At 65.3% G+C, this 15,058-nt stretch carries 16 protein-coding genes; 4 read left to right on the forward strand and 12 right to left on the reverse strand.

Annotated features, from left to right (window positions below):
* The first annotated feature begins 15 nt into the window (after positions 1 to 15).
* Positions 16 to 2,376 carry a glycoside hydrolase family 65 protein gene (locus ACH488_RS13445; protein ID WP_397324882.1) on the forward strand — a complete coding sequence of 787 codons (2,361 nt, stop codon included), beginning with the start codon at positions 16 to 18 and terminating at the stop codon, positions 2,374 to 2,376.
* 3 nt (positions 2,377 to 2,379) lie between these two features.
* On the opposite strand, the gene ACH488_RS13450 is transcribed toward ACH488_RS13445, so the two are convergent.
* From ACH488_RS13450 to ACH488_RS13465, 4 genes are all read right to left on the reverse strand, one after another.
* Entirely contained in the window at positions 2,380 to 2,571 is a 192-nt protein-coding gene (locus ACH488_RS13450) for a YegP family protein (RefSeq protein ID WP_397324884.1), read from the reverse strand.
* Positions 2,571 to 2,981 carry a hypothetical protein gene (locus tag ACH488_RS13455; protein WP_397324886.1) on the reverse strand — a complete coding sequence of 137 codons (411 nt, stop codon included), beginning with the start codon at positions 2,979 to 2,981 and terminating at the stop codon, positions 2,571 to 2,573. Before ACH488_RS13455 ends, ACH488_RS13450 begins: the two co-directional genes overlap by 1 nt.
* A 146-nt stretch (positions 2,982 to 3,127) precedes the next feature.
* Positions 3,128 to 3,868: an ANTAR domain-containing protein gene (locus ACH488_RS13460; protein WP_397324888.1), complete on the reverse strand. Its 741-nt coding sequence runs from the start codon at positions 3,866 to 3,868 to the stop codon at positions 3,128 to 3,130.
* A gap of 39 nt (positions 3,869 to 3,907) precedes the next feature.
* Positions 3,908 to 4,723: a tryptophan-rich sensory protein gene (locus ACH488_RS13465; protein ID WP_397324890.1), complete on the reverse strand. Its 816-nt coding sequence runs from the start codon at positions 4,721 to 4,723 to the stop codon at positions 3,908 to 3,910.
* Positions 4,724 to 4,811: 88 nt separating this feature from the next.
* On the opposite strand from ACH488_RS13465, the gene ACH488_RS13470 reads away from it, so the two are divergent.
* Positions 4,812 to 5,336 (forward strand): MarR family winged helix-turn-helix transcriptional regulator, encoded by a 525-nt coding sequence (locus ACH488_RS13470; RefSeq protein WP_397324892.1) that lies wholly within the window; start codon positions 4,812 to 4,814, stop codon positions 5,334 to 5,336.
* Here the strand turns inward: ACH488_RS13470 and ACH488_RS13475 are convergent.
* The 6 genes from ACH488_RS13475 to idi are packed head-to-tail and all read right to left on the reverse strand — an operon-like array spanning position 5,331 to position 11,229.
* Entirely contained in the window at positions 5,331 to 6,650 is a 1,320-nt protein-coding gene (locus tag ACH488_RS13475; protein ID WP_397324894.1) for a prenyltransferase, read from the reverse strand. The two genes, ACH488_RS13470 and ACH488_RS13475, sit on opposite strands and share 6 nt — an antisense overlap.
* Positions 6,647 to 7,012 carry a lycopene cyclase domain-containing protein gene (locus ACH488_RS13480; RefSeq protein WP_397324896.1) on the reverse strand — a complete coding sequence of 122 codons (366 nt, stop codon included), beginning with the start codon at positions 7,010 to 7,012 and terminating at the stop codon, positions 6,647 to 6,649. The genes ACH488_RS13475 and ACH488_RS13480 overlap by 4 nt, the downstream gene beginning before the upstream one ends.
* On the reverse strand, positions 7,012 to 8,679 hold the full coding sequence (crtI, locus tag ACH488_RS13485; RefSeq protein ID WP_397324898.1) for a phytoene desaturase family protein: 1,668 nt from the start codon (positions 8,677 to 8,679) through the stop codon (positions 7,012 to 7,014). Before crtI ends, ACH488_RS13480 begins: the two co-directional genes overlap by 1 nt.
* The gene (locus ACH488_RS13490; RefSeq protein ID WP_397324901.1) at positions 8,676 to 9,581 is read right to left on the reverse strand and encodes a phytoene/squalene synthase family protein; all 906 of its coding nucleotides are present in this window, start codon (positions 9,579 to 9,581) and stop codon (positions 8,676 to 8,678) included. Before ACH488_RS13490 ends, crtI begins: the two co-directional genes overlap by 4 nt.
* Positions 9,578 to 10,684, reverse strand: a complete 1,107-nt coding sequence (locus tag ACH488_RS13495) for a polyprenyl synthetase family protein (RefSeq protein ID WP_397324903.1) — start codon at positions 10,682 to 10,684, stop codon at positions 9,578 to 9,580. Before ACH488_RS13495 ends, ACH488_RS13490 begins: the two co-directional genes overlap by 4 nt.
* On the reverse strand, positions 10,681 to 11,229 hold the full coding sequence (gene idi / locus ACH488_RS13500; RefSeq protein WP_397324905.1) for an isopentenyl-diphosphate Delta-isomerase: 549 nt from the start codon (positions 11,227 to 11,229) through the stop codon (positions 10,681 to 10,683). Before idi ends, ACH488_RS13495 begins: the two co-directional genes overlap by 4 nt.
* 83 nt (positions 11,230 to 11,312) lie before the next feature.
* On the opposite strand from idi, the gene ACH488_RS13505 reads away from it, so the two are divergent.
* Both ACH488_RS13505 and ACH488_RS13510 read left to right on the forward strand, forming a co-directional pair.
* Positions 11,313 to 11,876, forward strand: coding sequence for a MarR family winged helix-turn-helix transcriptional regulator (locus ACH488_RS13505; protein ID WP_397324907.1), 564 nt, complete (start codon positions 11,313 to 11,315; stop codon positions 11,874 to 11,876).
* A 508-nt stretch (positions 11,877 to 12,384) separates the two neighbouring features.
* Positions 12,385 to 12,852, forward strand: a complete 468-nt coding sequence (locus tag ACH488_RS13510) for a hypothetical protein (protein WP_397324909.1) — start codon at positions 12,385 to 12,387, stop codon at positions 12,850 to 12,852.
* Between the two features lies 1 nt (position 12,853).
* Here ACH488_RS13510 and ACH488_RS13515 read toward each other — a convergent pair whose 3' ends face one another.
* Both ACH488_RS13515 and ACH488_RS13520 read right to left on the reverse strand, forming a co-directional pair.
* Positions 12,854 to 14,104: an Nramp family divalent metal transporter gene (locus ACH488_RS13515; protein ID WP_397324911.1), complete on the reverse strand. Its 1,251-nt coding sequence runs from the start codon at positions 14,102 to 14,104 to the stop codon at positions 12,854 to 12,856.
* A 101-nt stretch (positions 14,105 to 14,205) separates the two neighbouring features.
* A complete protein-coding gene (locus ACH488_RS13520) occupies positions 14,206 to 15,009 on the reverse strand; it encodes a CPBP family intramembrane glutamic endopeptidase (RefSeq protein ID WP_397325057.1) in 804 nt (267 codons plus the stop codon).
* Positions 15,010 to 15,058: the final 49 nt, after the last annotated feature.

Here is a 15,058-nt window from a genome sequence, read left to right on the forward strand (position 1 = left end):
GGACTTCATCAGCCCATGGCACTCATCAGCTCTGACCGGCTGCGCTTCCCCTGCGAGCCTTGGAAACTTGTGGAAAACATCCACGTCCCCGGTGACGAGGGAACCCTGGAAACCCTGTTCGCACTGGGCAACGGCCACCTTGGCATCCGTGGCGCGCACTCCACCCGCGGAGACGGCGAACTCCCGGGCACCTTCATTAACGGTTTCCATGAGATCTGGGACATCAAGCACGCCGAAAATGCCTACGGATTCGCCCGTACCGGCCAGCGGATCGTGTATGTCCCGGACGCCAACAACTTCTCAGTCTCCATTGACGGCGAGGCTCTGAGCCTGGCCGAATCGACGGTGCTGGACTACCACCGGAGCATCGATTTCGCCACCGGCGTCTACGAGGAAACCACCACGTGGGCGTGCCGTTCCGGGGCCACGGTCACCACGGTGGAGCGCCGCGCGGTGGGCTTCGATTCCCGCGGCTGCCTTGGCCTGGAACTGTCCGTGAGCGCGGACCGTGACGTGTCAGCGGACATCAGCTCCGGCGTCGTCAACCGCCAGGACCAGCCTGTGGAGGACCACTCGGTCCACGATCCCCGGCGTTCCGGCCGCCACGCCGGGCGGGTGCTCCTGCCGTTGCACCTGCAGGGCGCCGATGGTTCGCTTCGCCTGGCCTGGGAAACTTCGGAATCGCGCCAGCGCGTGGCCATGGCCGTGGACCACTGGATTTCGTACGAGGGGCAGCCGTTCGAGACTGCCGTGGCGGAAGACGAATCGTCCGTCCGCTACGTCCTGGCCATCAACGCCGGCCAGCCCTTCCGCCTGGAAAAGACAGTCAGCTACATGGTGGCCGGATCGGCGGGCGACGCCGAGGACCGCGGCGAGGTCCTGGTTGCCGAAGCCGAAGCCAACCTGGTTCCGTTCAACGAGATCCTTGCCCAGAGCCTTGCCCACTACAACACGTACTGGACCACGGCAGACGTATCGATCGGCGGGCAGCCCGAGCTGCAGCAAGCGGTTCGCTGGGCCATGTTCCAGCTGGCACAGGCGACCGCCCGCGCCGGTGTTGCGGGTATCCCGGCCAAGGGCGTCAGCGGCTCCGGCTACGAGGGCCACTACTTCTGGGACCAGGAGGTCTACCTCCTGCCGTACTTGACGTACACCAACCCGGACGGTGCCCGGAAGGTCCTGGAATCCCGCCACGCCATGCTGCCGGACGCCCGCGTGCGGGCCAAGGAGCTCAGCGTTGACGGTGCCCTGTTCCCGTGGCGGACCATCAACGGGCTCGAAGCCAGTGCCTACTACGCTGCCGGAACCGCGCAGTTCCACATCGCCGCGGCCATCGCCTTCGCAGCAACCCGGTACCGGTGGGCCAGTGCCGATGCGGGCTTCGAGTCCGAGGTGGGTGCGGACCTGCTGATCGAGACCGCGCGGATGTGGGCCTCCCTGGGCTTCTTTGGCAAGGACGGCATGTTCCACATCCACGGCGTGACGGGCCCGGATGAGTACACGGCCGTGGTCAACGACAACCTCTACACCAACGTCATGGCGCGCTTTAACCTGCGGGCCGCGGCGTCGCTGGAGAACGAGGGCATCGCCGATACCGAGCGCATGGTGTGGCGGCAGGCGGCCGAACGCATGTCCCTGCCCTACGATCCCCACCTTGAGGTCTTCAGCCAGGACAACGACTTCATGACCCTGGAGCCGTGGGACTGGAACACTCCCCGGTCCAAGTACCCGCTGCTGCTGAACTTCCACCCGCTGGTGATCTACCGGCACCAGGTCCTCAAGCAGGCCGATACCGTGCTGGCGATGTTCCTCCAGTGGCAGGACTTCTCCGCAGAAGAGAAGCAGCGCGCCTTCGACTTCTACGATCCCATCACCACCGGTGACTCAACCTTGTCCGCGTGCGTGCAGGGCATCATGGCAGCCGAGATCGGCTACGGCGAACTCGCGCTGAAGCACTTCACCGAGGCCTTGTTCATCGACCTGGACAACTCGCACGGCAACACGATCGACGGCGTCCATATCGCCTCCACCGGCGGGATCTGGAGTTCGCTGGTGTGCGGCTTCGCGGGCATGCGGGACCAGGGAGACGTGTTGCGCTTCGATCCGCGGCTGCCCTCCGAATGGGAAGACCTGGCGTTCCGGCTGAAGGTCCAGGGGCGCTTGCTGTCCGTGGAGCTCTCGCAGGGATCCATGGCCCTTGGCCTGGTGGAAGCGGCCGGCTACAGCAATGAGCCGCTCCGCGTGCAGGTCCGGGACCACGGCGTCACGGTCGGTCCGGGCACGGTAACGGTGCCGCTTGAGGCGGTACCGGTACCGCCGACGTCGGTCTTCCCGAGTTCGTTCCCGACGGCGGGACTCCCGATCGTGGGTTCGTAACCGCTAGCTGGCGCTGGCTGTGTGGTCCTCGATCAGTCCGCTCGCTGCGATTTCACGCAGGGAGTAGATGCCTTTCGCGGCAGTTTCCTTGTCCTGGAAGCACACGGACAGCGCCAGTTCGGTGCCGTCTGCGTCCACGAGCCGTACGCGGCAGTCGCCGCCGGCGGCATCGATGAGTTCGAAGTGGCCGGCCATTACTTCGCGCTCCTCTCTCCGGCAGCCGGTTTGTCCGGCTGCGGCGAGGCGGGCGGTTTCACCGGAGCCAACCGGCGGCCGCTTGCGGGGTGGGCCGCCTTGGCGGCTTCCCTGCGGTTGTTCAGCTCCGATGTGATGAGGTCCAGGAGGGCCTGGGCTGGTTCGGACAAGTGGTGCGCGTCCGGGGACCCAAGTTGGTCGCAATGAACCAGGACGTGGCGGATGCGTTCCAGTTCCCGCGTGGGCACCAGCGGCCAGCGTCGGAACAACTGACGGACGGCTATGGCGCCAAGGAGGGCGTCCGGTTTGTTGGGCAGGTCGTGCGGCCTCGATGCTCCTCGTCGAGCTATCGGGGCAGCGAACGGCGCTACGCCATGGGTATAGGTGGTTTTGACTGGATTGGGGGCCATGCGGACCTCCCCGAAGTAGAGCGAAGGAAGCCGGCTGCGTGACTGTAAAATTAGCTTACAGAATGTGAGTTATGTCATGTCAATCATTACGTGCCGAATTCGTCAACCGAGTTTAGAATACGCAGCTTGCTGATCAATCTCTCTGGTCAGTCCTCGAAATGTGCCGGTGCCGTGTGCGGCTGCCCGGCCATCCGGTCCACGATCTCCTGGGCGATGTCCCGCAGCTTGCGGTTCCGATCGCTGGACGCCCGGCGGAGGATGTCGAACGCTTCGTCGTGCGAGCATCGGTTTTGCGCCATGATCATGCCGCACGCAAGGTCGATCACGGTCCGGCTTTCCATGGCGGCCTTGAGGTCATCGCCGCGCTGGTCCGCAGCCGCGATCCGTACCGCCAGCCGCAGTGCCTTGCTGGACATGGCGACGAACCGCACAGCGTCATCCACGGTCTTCTTGGTGAACAGCCCGGGCTCGGCGGCGAAGAAGTTCAGGACTGCTGCCGATTCTTCGCCCAGGTCCATGGGTACGCCCAGTGCACTGCTGATGCCTGCGGCCAGCAAAGCCTCCGAATAGTCCGGCCAGCGCGGATCAGTGGCGGCGTCCTCCAGGATCTTGGGCACGCCACTGTCCAAGGCGTCAACACAAGGGCCCTCCCCGAGGCTTTGTTCGATCCGGTCCAGGACGACGGCCCGCTCACTGCTGCCGCCGATGGTTGCCGTGCGTTTCCGGCGGCGCAACGTCACGGCGCATTCGATGTGCACGCCGGTGGCCTGGCTCATCATGTCGGCGGAGAAGCCAGTGAGCCCGCCCAGGAACTCCTTGATGTCTTCGGTGCCGGCGATAAGGTCCACCAACCGTTCGAAGTCCTCGGCCTTATCTTCAGCAGTCATGGCTTCAAATCTAGAGTGATGTTCCACTGCCTACAAGCGCTATCCGTTGCGCCCACCGCGCACCCGCACCGGCGCCGCCGTCGTTCGCGTCCGGACGATCACCGCGGCTCCCAGAACGGCAACCGCCGCCACGGCCGCGGCGATGGCTGTGGGCGTGGATTGGGGCGCGTCGGCACTCCGGCCCACCGTGATCCACACGAGCCCCCAGGCGATGGCGGCTGCCAGTGCAAGGCGGCCATGGCCTTTGACCGCCAAGGCAATACCGACGACGGCGACTACCGCCAGGACCGCTACGGACCACACATCCGGGCGCAGCCCGAATCCTGAGAAACCCGCTGCCTTCAGCGCCGCGGCAATGTTGGCGCACACGGCCACGCTGGTCCATCCGAGGTAGAGGCCCAGCGTGCCATCCACCACCACGGCCTCCACCCAGGACGAGGCCCGGGTGCGGCTGTAGCGGAGGAAGGCCATGACCAGCACCGCGAGCAGGGCAACGATCACCACCACGCTCACTGGGAGCCACCCTGCCTGGACGGACAGGATCCACGCCGCGTTCAGGAGCATGGAGCCTGCCACCACCCAGCCGAGGGCGCGCTGCCGGGGGTTGCTTCGCTGCGATGGCAGCCATTGCCACACCGTGAAGGCCACCAGTCCCGTGTACACCACGGACCAGATGGAGAACGCCGGCGTTGCCGGGGCCAGGAGGGTGGAGTCTGCGCTGAGCGCTCCACCTGCAGCCTGTGCAATGGGCGTGCCGCCGAACACGCCTACCCCGATCATGGAGCCGACAATGCAGACCACCAGGCTCACGGTCACCAAAATTTGGCGTACAAAATCCGAGTTTTTCGTTTTCACGTGCAGAGCCTCTTTCCTTGAGGGACCTCTCCGGACTTACTATCAGATGCTAGGTAAACGAGCTTCATGTTTTGCGAAGGACTGTTGGATGGACGCAGACGGCCACGCCAAGGGCTATTGGTACGGTAAGGACCCGGGACAGAAGGAACTCGCCGTTGGCGTCCTGAATGCCCTCCGGGACTACCGGGTGTCCGAACAAGCCATGCGCAAACGGACCCGCTCCTCCATGCTGATGGGCGAAAAGGACCTGTTGGCGCTTCGGTATCTGTTCGAGGCCGAGGCCGATGGCCGAGTGATGAAGCCGAAGGACCTGGGCGACCGGTTGGGCATAACCTCGGCGTCCATGACCACGCTGATCGACCGGCTGGTTGATTCCGGGCACATCCGCAGGGAACCGCATCCCACGGACCGTCGGGCACTGATCCTGCGGCCCACGCCGTCCTCCGACCAGGAAGTCCGGCACACCCTGGGAGCCATGCACCGGCGCATGCTGGATGTTGCCAGCGGACTGGACCAGGAGCAGGCACACGTGGTGATGGATTTCCTCCGGCACATGAGCGAGGCCCTGGACACGATCGACCACGAACCCGCAGACGGCCACGAGCCATCATGAGCTGAGGCTCCACTGCAGGATCAGGATGAGCGTCACCAGGAATCCTGAACCGTAGTTGAGCCAGATGAAGCGGCGCCAAGCCTTGTTGGTGCGTGCCGCCGTCGTATCCGTGACGTTCCACCAGGGCGCACAGTTGGCCACGTAGGGCAGGGCCACCACGGCTGCCAGCGGCCCGGGCCACGGCGTCGCCAGCATCGCAAGTCCAGCCAGCAGCCATAGAACGACGGCGAGCCGCACCGTGGCGCGGGCACCGATCACCGTGGCGATGGAACCGATGCCGGCCTGGCGGTCCGGGACGATGTCCTGCACCGCACCGAACGCATGCGCCGCCATGCCCCAGACGAAGAACGCGGCCAGCAGGATCAGGAGGCCCGCCGTCACGTCCGCTCCGGCCAGCGCCAAACCCACGACGGCGGGACTCACGAAGTGCGTACTGGACGTCATGGAGTCCAGCAGCGGGCGTTCCTTGAAGCGCAGTCCGGCCACGGAATAGGCCACCACGGCGAAAGCGCTGACCGCCAGGCTGATCCACGCGGCCGGACCGCCGGCGAAGGCCAGGACCACCAGGAACGGCACGTTGGTGATGGCGGCCAGCCACAGCATGGGACGGTGCAGCCGGGGTGGCAGGAGGGCGCCTTCGATGCCTCCCTTGCGGGGGTTCTGCAGGTCCGAGGCGTAGTCGAACACGTCGTTGATCCCGTACATGGCCAGGTTGTAGGGGATCAGGAAGTAGAACGTGCCCACAATGAGCACCCAGTCGATCTCCCGGTTGGTCAGCAGCATGGCCGCGGCGAAGGGGTAGGCCGTGTTGATCCAGCTCACCGGCCTCGAAGCGAGGATGGCTTGGGAAAGCAGCCCGGCGGGACGGGATCCGGAGGGGACCGGGGGATTGGGGCTCACGGAGTCGCGGGCATCTTCCGGGGTGGCCGCCTTAGTGTGGGCAGCCGTGCGGCGTGTCAGCCACAGCCACAGCCCGGGTAGGAGCAGGACGGCGGCCAATGGGTAGGCGAAGTCCTCCAGCGGTGCCAGGCCGATCTTCGCGCCGAGGAGATGGGCTTCGTCATAGTGGAACAGCTCCATGCCGATCATCACGGAATCGAACACGGCGGTGAGGACCGCGAGGGCAGCAAAGGCCAGCCCGACGGCCCGCCAATGCGCTGCAGAGGGCACCCTGGCGGCGCCGTCCCGCTCTCCGTCAGCACGTTTGGTGCCGACCGCCGCCATGGCGCGTGCCGCCGTCGTGCTCCTTGCAAAAACCGCACCGGCAACTGCCGCGGCACCTACGAACGCCAGGGCGAGCCAGAAGTACGTCATGCGTTCTCCCGTTCGCGTTCGGAACTGCCCGGGGCTACCTGCGTCTGCACCCGCCGCTCGAGGATCCGCCGGGTGCCCGTGTACAGGACCATGGTGCAGAGAACCAGGAACAGCAGGAACACGGGCTCTTCGAGGGGGAGTTCGGGTGCCAGCAGGATTCCGGTGGCTATGGCCCCTTCGCCGCGCAGGAAGATGCCCAGGCCGATTCCCGCCAGGTCCCAGCCGAGGAGGAACACCAGCCCGACGGCGGTGACGATCGCCGCTGCCTTGGCGTCGTGCCAGAAGAAGAGCCGGAACCGGTGGTCAAGGAGCAGCATGCACCCGATGCCGGCCAGCAGCGCTGCCAGGTACACGAAGCCCATCAACCCACCTTCCTGCCGGTGGTGCTGCGGTGGCGCACGGGGCTTGGCCCGGCGCTGTGGTCGCCACGGATCCGTTTCAGGACCAACTCGGCGCTGATCAGGCACATAGGTACACCGACCCCGGGCGCCGTGGTGGCCCCAGCGTAGTACAAACCATCTACCTTCTTGGAGGCATTCTGCGCCCGGAACATGGCGCTCTGGCCCAGGGTGTGCGCTGGTCCCAGCATGCCTCCCCGCCAGGAGTTGTAGTCCCGCGCAAAGTCCGCCGGGCCAATCGTGTGCCGGACAACAATGCGCTCGCGGAGGTCCGGAATGTCCGCCCAGCCGGCGATCTGGTCAATGGCGGCGTCCGCGATGTCCTCGATCCGCGGGTCTCCCGTGCCCTCCGCCCCGCCTGAACCCAGCGAAGGATCGGCCGGGATAGGCACCAGGACGAACAGGTTCTCGTGGCCGCCGGGAGCCACGCCGGAGTCCGTTGCGCTGGGCTTGCAGACATAGATCGACGCCGGATCCGGAATCCGCGAAGGCTTGCCGAAGATCGCCCCGAAGTTGGCTTGCCAGTCCCGCGTGAAAAACAGTGAATGGTGCGGCAATTCAGGGAGCTGGCCGCGGACTCCCAGCATCACCAGCACCGCCCCTGGACCGCTTGTCCGGCGCTGCCACCACGAACGGGGGTAGCTGCGGTCCGCGATGTCCAGGAGTTGCGTTTCCGTGTGGTGCAGGTCGGCCCCGGACACAACGGTGTCTGCCACGCTGAAGTGCTCCGCTCCGCTTGCGTCCCGCCATTTGACGCCTGTGACCTCGCGGGAGCGCTTGCTGCGGAACGGTGCCGGACCCTGGAAGTGGCCGTGGGGCGTGAAGCGTTCCTGTCCCTTGGGTTGGGCCTGCCTGGTGGCGATACGCAGCACCTGGGCATCGGTGTGGATCCGGACCCCTGCCTCCACGGCCAAGGCTTCAAGGCGCTGGACGAGTTCCCAGAAGCCACCCACCGGATATTGCACCCCATCGCCCAGGTCCAGGGCGCTCATGAGGTGGTACATGGCGGGTGCATCGGCGGGATTGGTCCCCAGGAACACTGCCGGATAGCCCAGCACCTGGCGCAGCACAGGATGCTGGAAGCGCTGGGCGATGAACTTCTCCAACGGCGTGGCCAACAAGCGGGCCAGCTCGGGGAGTCCCCGGAGCACTTCGGGCTGCAGGAGTGCCTTGAGCCTGGTGAACGGGTTGTAGAGGAAATACCGTTCGGCCATGTCAGAGGTGTGCCGGGCGGAGTCCAGATACGCCTTCAGTTGCTTTGCGCTACCGGGCTCCACTCGTTCGAATGCGTCCCGGACCTGCTCGCTGCCCAAGGGGACGGTCAACGGCTCGGGCCGGATGCCGGCGTCGTCAGGTTCGCTGAAGACGCGGTAAGCGGGACTCAGCGTGCGCAGGTCCAGCTGTTCCTCCGTGCTGGTTCCAAGCAGCTCGAAGAAATGGTCGAAGACGCGCGGCATAAGGTACCAGGACGGGCCGGTGTCGAAGCGGAAGCCGTCGCGTTCCAGCGTTCCCGCGCGGCCTCCCACCCGTGGCAGCCGTTCCAGGAGTTGGACCTCGTGGCCTTCGTGGGCAAGAAGTGCGGCGGTGGCAAGCCCAGCAATGCCACCGCCGATCACTACCGTCCTGGTCATGAGCGCGGTTCCAACCAGGTTGCGGCGACCGCGCGGGCGGCCAGTCCGGCTTTGAAGACATCCGGCACGCGGACCCGTGACTCGTAGAGTTCGGCAACGGACGTCCGCTCGATCCGCCGGGTCAACGCTGCGAAGAGTGCCAGGGCGCTCCGCACGGCCGCCCGGGCATCGTGGGGGAGCAGGGGGATGACGGCGTTGGCGTCGGCCAGCTGGGAGTGGATGGTTTTCACCCATTCGGCACGGTCCGCGTCCTCCAGGTGGTCCGCGGTGCCGAGATAGCTGCGGCCCAGGCGCGTGGTGTCGTCCGAGAGGTCGCGCAGGAAGTTGATGTTCTGGAAAGCAGCCCCCAACCGTCCGGCGCCGTACTCCAGGGCCGCGGCGTCGGCGTCGTCCATTGCCTGGCCCCGCACGAAGACCTTGAGGCACATCAGTCCCACCACCTCGGCCGAACCGTAGACGTAACCCTGGTGGGCGGCGGCGTCGAAGCGGAGCGGTGCAGCTGGGGCCGAGTCCTGGGCGCCCAGGTCGGTGCGCATGGAAGCGAAGAAGGGATCCACCAGGGTTTCGTCGATTCCCGCCACCCGGGCAGTCTGCGCGAAGGCGTGGATGATGAGATCGCTGCTGTACCCGATCTTCAGCGCCCGGTGGGTTTCGTCCACAAAGTGGTCCAGGGCCTCGCACTGCTGCTCGCGGCTCAGTCCGGCCTCGGCCGTAACGCCGTCAACCAGCTCGTCAGCCACGCGCACCAGGGCGTAGATGTTGCGGACGTGCTGGCGGTGCCGCGGACCCAGGAGGCGCGTGGCCAGGCCGAAGGACGTGGAATACGCCGCGATGACCTGGTTGGCTGCGCGTTCGGCCGTGCGGGTGAACTGGCTGAAGGAGGTGTCCACGTCGAGGCTCATGATTGGCGTCCTTCGAGTTGTCCGGCGAGCTCCAGCAGCACATCACGGGTTCCGCCGGGGATGCCTGCGCTGGAGATGGCCTTGCGGAATTCCCGCGTTTGCTGGTCGATGTGGCCTTGGACGAAGGTTTCCGCGCCGCACCCGGACAGCAGCTCCCGGACTCTTTCGGCGTCGCTGCCGCCCAGGTCCGCGCGGCCAAACCACGGTTCGATCCCGGCCCAAGCGCTCGTCTTCCGCGCGTAGGCGATGATCGCCGTTTGTTTGCCCTCGCGGAGGTCGGAAAAGGGATCCTTGCCGTGCTGGCGCGGATCCCCGAAGGTGGACAGGAGGTCGTCCTGCAGTTGGAACGCCAAGCCCAGGTGGCGGCCCGCCGCCGCCAGCGTGGACTCGATGGAAGGTTCGACGCCGGCCAGCGTCGCCGCCGCGCGCAGGGGCAGCTCGAACGTGTACGTCGCGGTTTTGTAGCCGCACATGGTCAGGATGGTTTCGAGCTCGGGAGCGATGATGCCGTCTCCGAGTCCCACATCGAGCTGTTCCCCTGCCACTGTCTCATTGATGGTGTGTTCCAGCAGGTCCAGGAGCCTGATCCGGGTTTCCTGCGGCAGTTCTGCGCGGGCGAACGCCTGATGGGTTGCGGCAAGCAGCATATCGCCCATCAGGATGCCGCCCGTCTGGGCCCAGTGCAGCGCGCTGTCCGGACGGCCGGCGTCGGGCCTTTCCCCGGAAGGCGGCAGTTGGCCGGCCTCCGCGAGGAGGGACCCGATCAGGTTGGGGCGCCCGCGGCGCACCAAGTCGCCGTCGATCACATCGTCGTGGAGCAGGAAGGCGTAATGCAGGAGTTCGATGGCGGCGGCGATGGAGATGGCAGTTCTGCGGTCCCGGGCGTTTGCTGCTGTCAGCGAGTCGTAGGTCTCCACGAGCAGGAGGGGGCGGACGAACTTTCCGCCGAGCACGTTTTCCCCGGCGATCTTCCAGAGCCGGTGGAATTCGGGGCCGTACCGGACAGCGGTCTTGGTCCGTTCGCCAATGAGCGCGGACAGCTCGCCCTCGATGGCTGAGCAGAGATGTGGCCTGGCCCGGACCATGTTCGGCATGGTTGTCATGCCGAGACTCCAAGCGTGAGGCCCTTGGCCTCAAGGAGTTGGGGAAACTGCAGGGCGAGCCATGGGCTGAACGCGCTGGCTGTGTGCTCGAGTGCCCCCGACAGGAGATCCGGCGAGACCCATACCCAATCCGCTACCTCCGTGGGGTTGGGCCGGAGTTCCCCATGGATCTGTGCGACGTAGACAGGGCAGAGTTCGTTTTCCACCACGCCGGTAGGGTCCACCGCCCTGTAGCGGAAGTCCGGAAGGGCCAGCTCCAATCGGGTGATGTCCGTCCCCAGCTCGAAGCGTGCCCGCCGCATCACGGCTTCCTCCGGATCTTCTCCCGGGCCGGGGTGTCCGCAGAAGCTGTTGGTCCACACGCCGGGCCAGGTCCTCTTTTCCGGGGAGCGGCGGGTCAGGAGCAGCTCACCGGCGCGGTTCATGAGGTAGCAGGAGAAGGCGAGGTGCAAGGGTGTGTCCTCTGTGTGCACCCGGGATTTGAGGGCTTCCCCGATGGGGGTGCCGGCATCGTCCAGAAGGACAACCATCTCTGCGGTGTTCATGGTGACCCTTCCTCCAACGCGAGTATTGCTAGACAAGCTAGAAAAAAGACTACCATGTAGGCAGTTAGGTGTAACATACTTTCATGCTCAAAAAGGGAGAAGTTGACGCTGCGTCCTCCTCCCGTCTCTACGACATGGAAGCCAACGATCCGTTGCAGCAACTCGTGGACAGAAGTGGGCTCAGCGACGCAGACCTGCGGCAGATCAGCCAACTGATGGCTGCCCTGGGACGGCTACGCGACGCTGAAGAGCGTTTGTCCGAGGCCTCGCTTAAATACATGAAACTCAACCCCTCGGACATGCGGGCGCTCCACTACCTGATTGTCTCCGCGAACAGGGGCGTCATCGCCACGCCGGGCGCCATCGCCGCCCAATTGCAGATCTCGACGGCGTCCACCACCAAGTTGCTGGACCGTCTGGAACGCGCCGGCCACGTCACCCGGAAGCCACATCCCTCCGACCGGCGGGCGCTGGCCATTGCCATCACGCCGGAAACCCATGAAGCTGCCATGCAAACCGTGGGCAGGCAGCACGCCCGCCGGTTCCTGGCCGCGGCCCGACTGACGCCGGCCGAAAGGGACGTGGTGATGCGTTTCCTGGACGACATGGCCGAGGAGATCTCGGTGGATAAGGACGCGTGGACGTAGGGAGACTGCTCGACGGAGGGGTGCCTGGTGGCTGTCCGCTACCCGGCGAGCCGACCGCCGTCGTGTCCGCTACGCAGTGCTGTGCCGCTACCACCGACTTTGACGACCGGAAGGTGGTCGGGAGACCACTGGCCCGGCGCGTCGGCACTTTCCCCATCCAAAGGGGGTCGTGGCGGTACGCCGGACTCGCGAAACACAGGTGCCGTCGGCTCCCGGAGTGCAGCTGATAGAGCATTCCGGTAAGGGGGGTGTTTGGTGAGAGAGGGACGGCGGAAGGGGGGTGTTTGGTGAGAGGGGGACGGCGGAAGGGGGGGTGTTTGGTGAGAGAGGGACGGCGGCGCCGACTGGGCCTTGCAGGCGCCGTGTGCAGAATCACACAGTGAGGTGGCTGATCACCTATTGAACGTGGCTGGGCGCGCTTGGTAACTTAGCTCTGGCAAGTCATGCCACTCCCCATTTTTCCCGCACAGCACCTAAGCACGACGGGCACATTTTTTGAAAGGCCACCATGGAATTGCTGTGGGAAATTGCCGGTTGGACAGGCGCCGTACTCATCCTGAGTGCCTACTTGAGCGTCTCCATGGGCTGGTTGAAAGCGGGCCGTCGTTTCCAGACGGCCAACCTGATCGGGGCGGTCGCCTTCATGATTAACGGCGCTGTCCACGGGGCGTGGCCGTCAGTGGTCACCAACGTGGCCTGGTTCCTGATTTCCGCGATAGCACTGGTCCGGATGCGCGCCACGACTGAGGCTCCCGTTGCCGTGATTGAGGAAGTTCCGCAGGTCCAGTTCCCCGGCGTACCTGACACCACCGGCCAGATCGCCGTAGTGGAAGCCATCACCTCGGCCGTGCACGGCGACGTTGAACACCGCGTGGCTGAGTGCCAGGCGAGCCTGGCCGGAGGACACGCAGACTACGTGTCCGCCGAGGACTGTGCCGGGAAGCAGCCCGTAGGCCTGGCCGCGGGTGTCGCCTGAACTAGCCCTGACCTGACAGCGTCAGCGCGATCAGCACGCAGTTGAGGCCGACGATCAGGGTAGCGCTGGTCCATCCCGCGATCTTCAGCGGCAGGGAGTCGGTGTGGATGCCCATGACGTCCTTCTTGCCCGTGAGTCGGATCAGGGGGATCAGGGCGAAGGGGATGCCGAAGCTCAGCAGGACTTGGCTGAGCACAAGTGCCAGGGTGGGCTCAATTCCTGCGCCCAGGATGATCAGCGCGGGGATGAGCGTAATCACGCGGCGGGCCAGCAGCGGTACGCGGACCTTCAACAGGCCACCCATGATGGTGGCGCCCGCGTAGCAACCCACGGAGGTCGAGGCCAGCCCGGAGGCCAGCAGGCCGATGGCAAAGACGACGCCGATCGCCGGACCCAGCGCTGATGTGACGGCTGCATGTGCTCCGTCGATGGTGTCTGTTCCCTCGATGCCGCGCAGGCTCGTGGCCGCAAGCAGCAGCATGGAAATGTTGACGACGCCGGCCAGCAGCAACGCGCCCACGACGTCGAACCGGGTGGCCTTGATGAGGCGGGTCCGGATGATCGGATCCGGGGAGAACCCGTGGCGGTCCCGGGCCAGGGCGGAGTGCAGGTAGATGGCGTGGGGCATAACGGTGGCGCCGAGCATGCTGGCGGCGAGGAGCACGGTGTCCGTGCCTTCGAAGCGCGGGAGCAGCCCGCCGAGTGCTTCACCCGGATCCGGTGGGCTGACCACCAAGCCGGACATGAAGCCCACCGCGATGACTCCCAGCAGTACCAGGATGGCGTACTCGAAGGAGCGTTGCCCCCTCCGCGATTGCAGGGCGAGGAGCAGCATGGACGCGATGCCGATGATGACGCCGCCGGTCAGCAGGGGGAGGCCGAACAGCAGGTTGAGTGCCACGGCACCGCCGATCACTTCGGCCATATCAGTGGCACCGGCAACGATTTCCGCCTGCAGCCAGTAGGCACGCCTCCGCTTGTTGCCAAGGCGCTTGCCGAGGATTTCGGGGAGGCTCATACCTGTGGCCAGGCCCAGCTTGGCGGATTGGTATTGCACCAATACGGCCATGGCGTTGGCCACCACCAGGACCCAGACCAGCAAGTAGCCATAATTGGCACCCGCAGTGAGGTTCGCGGCCACGTTTCCCGGATCGACGTAAGCAATGGCTGCCACAAAGGCAGGGCCAAGCAGGAGCAGTCGCGACCAGACGCGGCCGGGGGCTGCTCGTTTTTCCAGGGTGGGTGCTGCCATGGTCAATCCTCATCATCGGGGCGTAGGGATACTAGGAGGATAGCGGAAAGTTAGGCACACCGAAAAGTAGTAGTTAGGTATACCGTCTTATGAGCGGGTTCCTAGTAAAGAAAGACCGGGAGCCACTCCCGGTTGTGGGCGTGCACCAGCGCCAGGAACAGCACGAAGTCGAAGATCAGGTGGACGGAAACCACGTAGGTGAAGGACTTGGTCAGCTTGAAGGTGTAGCCCTGCAGCAGCGCGAAGGGGAACGTCAGCAGGGGACCCCATGACTGGTAGCCGATCTCCCACAGAAACGAGCTGAACACCACGGCCTGCAGCAGGTTGGCCAACCAATCCGGGAAATGGTGCCTCAGCAGGGTGAACGTGGTGCAGATGAAAAACAGCTCGTCCCAGATGCCCACGGTATTAACGCCGAGGAAGAGCCGCCAAAAGATGGTGGGATCTGAGGCGTCGGGCCAGTTCCGGTACACCCCTGTGGTAATCAGGTAGGCGGGCAGGATGAAGTAGCCCAGTGCTACCACTCCCGCCAGGTAGAACTTCGCCGCAAGGGGCCATTTCCGGCCAGTGTTGACCGGGAACCTGATGATGTCTTCCCGATAGGCGAAGCGCGAAACCAGCCAAGGAACCAGTACTGCCAGGGCCAACGCGCCGCCCATGAGGGCCATGTGCTCCAGGCTCAGGTCCGCATTGAGCGGCACCAGGCTGATGATCACCATCCCCGCGGCGATCAGGGCGAGGTGCCGCAGCAAACTCCGGTCGACGAACGCGGCCGTGACCAGGCTGAGGGCAACCAGCGAGTACCCCAACAGATCGTTGCCAAGGGCGAACAACGGGATTCCGGACACCGAGAGAAGCCCCGCGGGCAGGAGTTTCCAGCTCAACGCGGTCCGGGCTGCATCCATCGAAAGTGAGGTCACGCCTCCAGCATCTCAGGACTCGTTGACAGCCGCT

Source organism: Paenarthrobacter sp. NPDC018779 (assembly GCF_044391085.1).
In the GTDB taxonomy this organism is placed as follows: domain Bacteria; phylum Actinomycetota; class Actinomycetes; order Actinomycetales; family Micrococcaceae; genus Arthrobacter.

What these genes read in the sequence shown, in the direction of transcription:
- ACH488_RS13495 (WP_397324903.1), bottom strand. Translation starts at nt 10,684, where the DNA reads ATGACAACCATGCCGAACATGGTCCGGGCCAGGCCACATCTCTGCTCA.
- ACH488_RS13445 (WP_397324882.1), top strand. Translation starts at nt 16, where the DNA reads ATGGCACTCATCAGCTCTGACCGGCTGCGCTTCCCCTGCGAGCCTTGG.
- ACH488_RS13455 (WP_397324886.1), bottom strand. Translation starts at nt 2,981, where the DNA reads ATGGCCCCCAATCCAGTCAAAACCACCTATACCCATGGCGTAGCGCCG.
- ACH488_RS13510 (WP_397324909.1), top strand. Translation starts at nt 12,385, where the DNA reads ATGGAATTGCTGTGGGAAATTGCCGGTTGGACAGGCGCCGTACTCATC.
- ACH488_RS13450 (WP_397324884.1), bottom strand. Translation starts at nt 2,571, where the DNA reads ATGGCCGGCCACTTCGAACTCATCGATGCCGCCGGCGGCGACTGCCGC.
- idi (WP_397324905.1), bottom strand. Translation starts at nt 11,229, where the DNA reads ATGAACACCGCAGAGATGGTTGTCCTTCTGGACGATGCCGGCACCCCC.
- ACH488_RS13480 (WP_397324896.1), bottom strand. Translation starts at nt 7,012, where the DNA reads ATGGGCTTCGTGTACCTGGCAGCGCTGCTGGCCGGCATCGGGTGCATG.
- ACH488_RS13505 (WP_397324907.1), top strand. Translation starts at nt 11,313, where the DNA reads ATGCTCAAAAAGGGAGAAGTTGACGCTGCGTCCTCCTCCCGTCTCTAC.
- ACH488_RS13515 (WP_397324911.1), bottom strand. Translation starts at nt 14,104, where the DNA reads ATGGCAGCACCCACCCTGGAAAAACGAGCAGCCCCCGGCCGCGTCTGG.
- ACH488_RS13470 (WP_397324892.1), top strand. Translation starts at nt 4,812, where the DNA reads ATGGACGCAGACGGCCACGCCAAGGGCTATTGGTACGGTAAGGACCCG.
- ACH488_RS13490 (WP_397324901.1), bottom strand. Translation starts at nt 9,581, where the DNA reads ATGAGCCTCGACGTGGACACCTCCTTCAGCCAGTTCACCCGCACGGCC.
- crtI (WP_397324898.1), bottom strand. Translation starts at nt 8,679, where the DNA reads ATGACCAGGACGGTAGTGATCGGCGGTGGCATTGCTGGGCTTGCCACC.
- ACH488_RS13460 (WP_397324888.1), bottom strand. Translation starts at nt 3,868, where the DNA reads ATGACTGCTGAAGATAAGGCCGAGGACTTCGAACGGTTGGTGGACCTT.
- ACH488_RS13520 (WP_397325057.1), bottom strand. Translation starts at nt 15,009, where the DNA reads ATGGATGCAGCCCGGACCGCGTTGAGCTGGAAACTCCTGCCCGCGGGG.
- ACH488_RS13475 (WP_397324894.1), bottom strand. Translation starts at nt 6,650, where the DNA reads ATGACGTACTTCTGGCTCGCCCTGGCGTTCGTAGGTGCCGCGGCAGTT.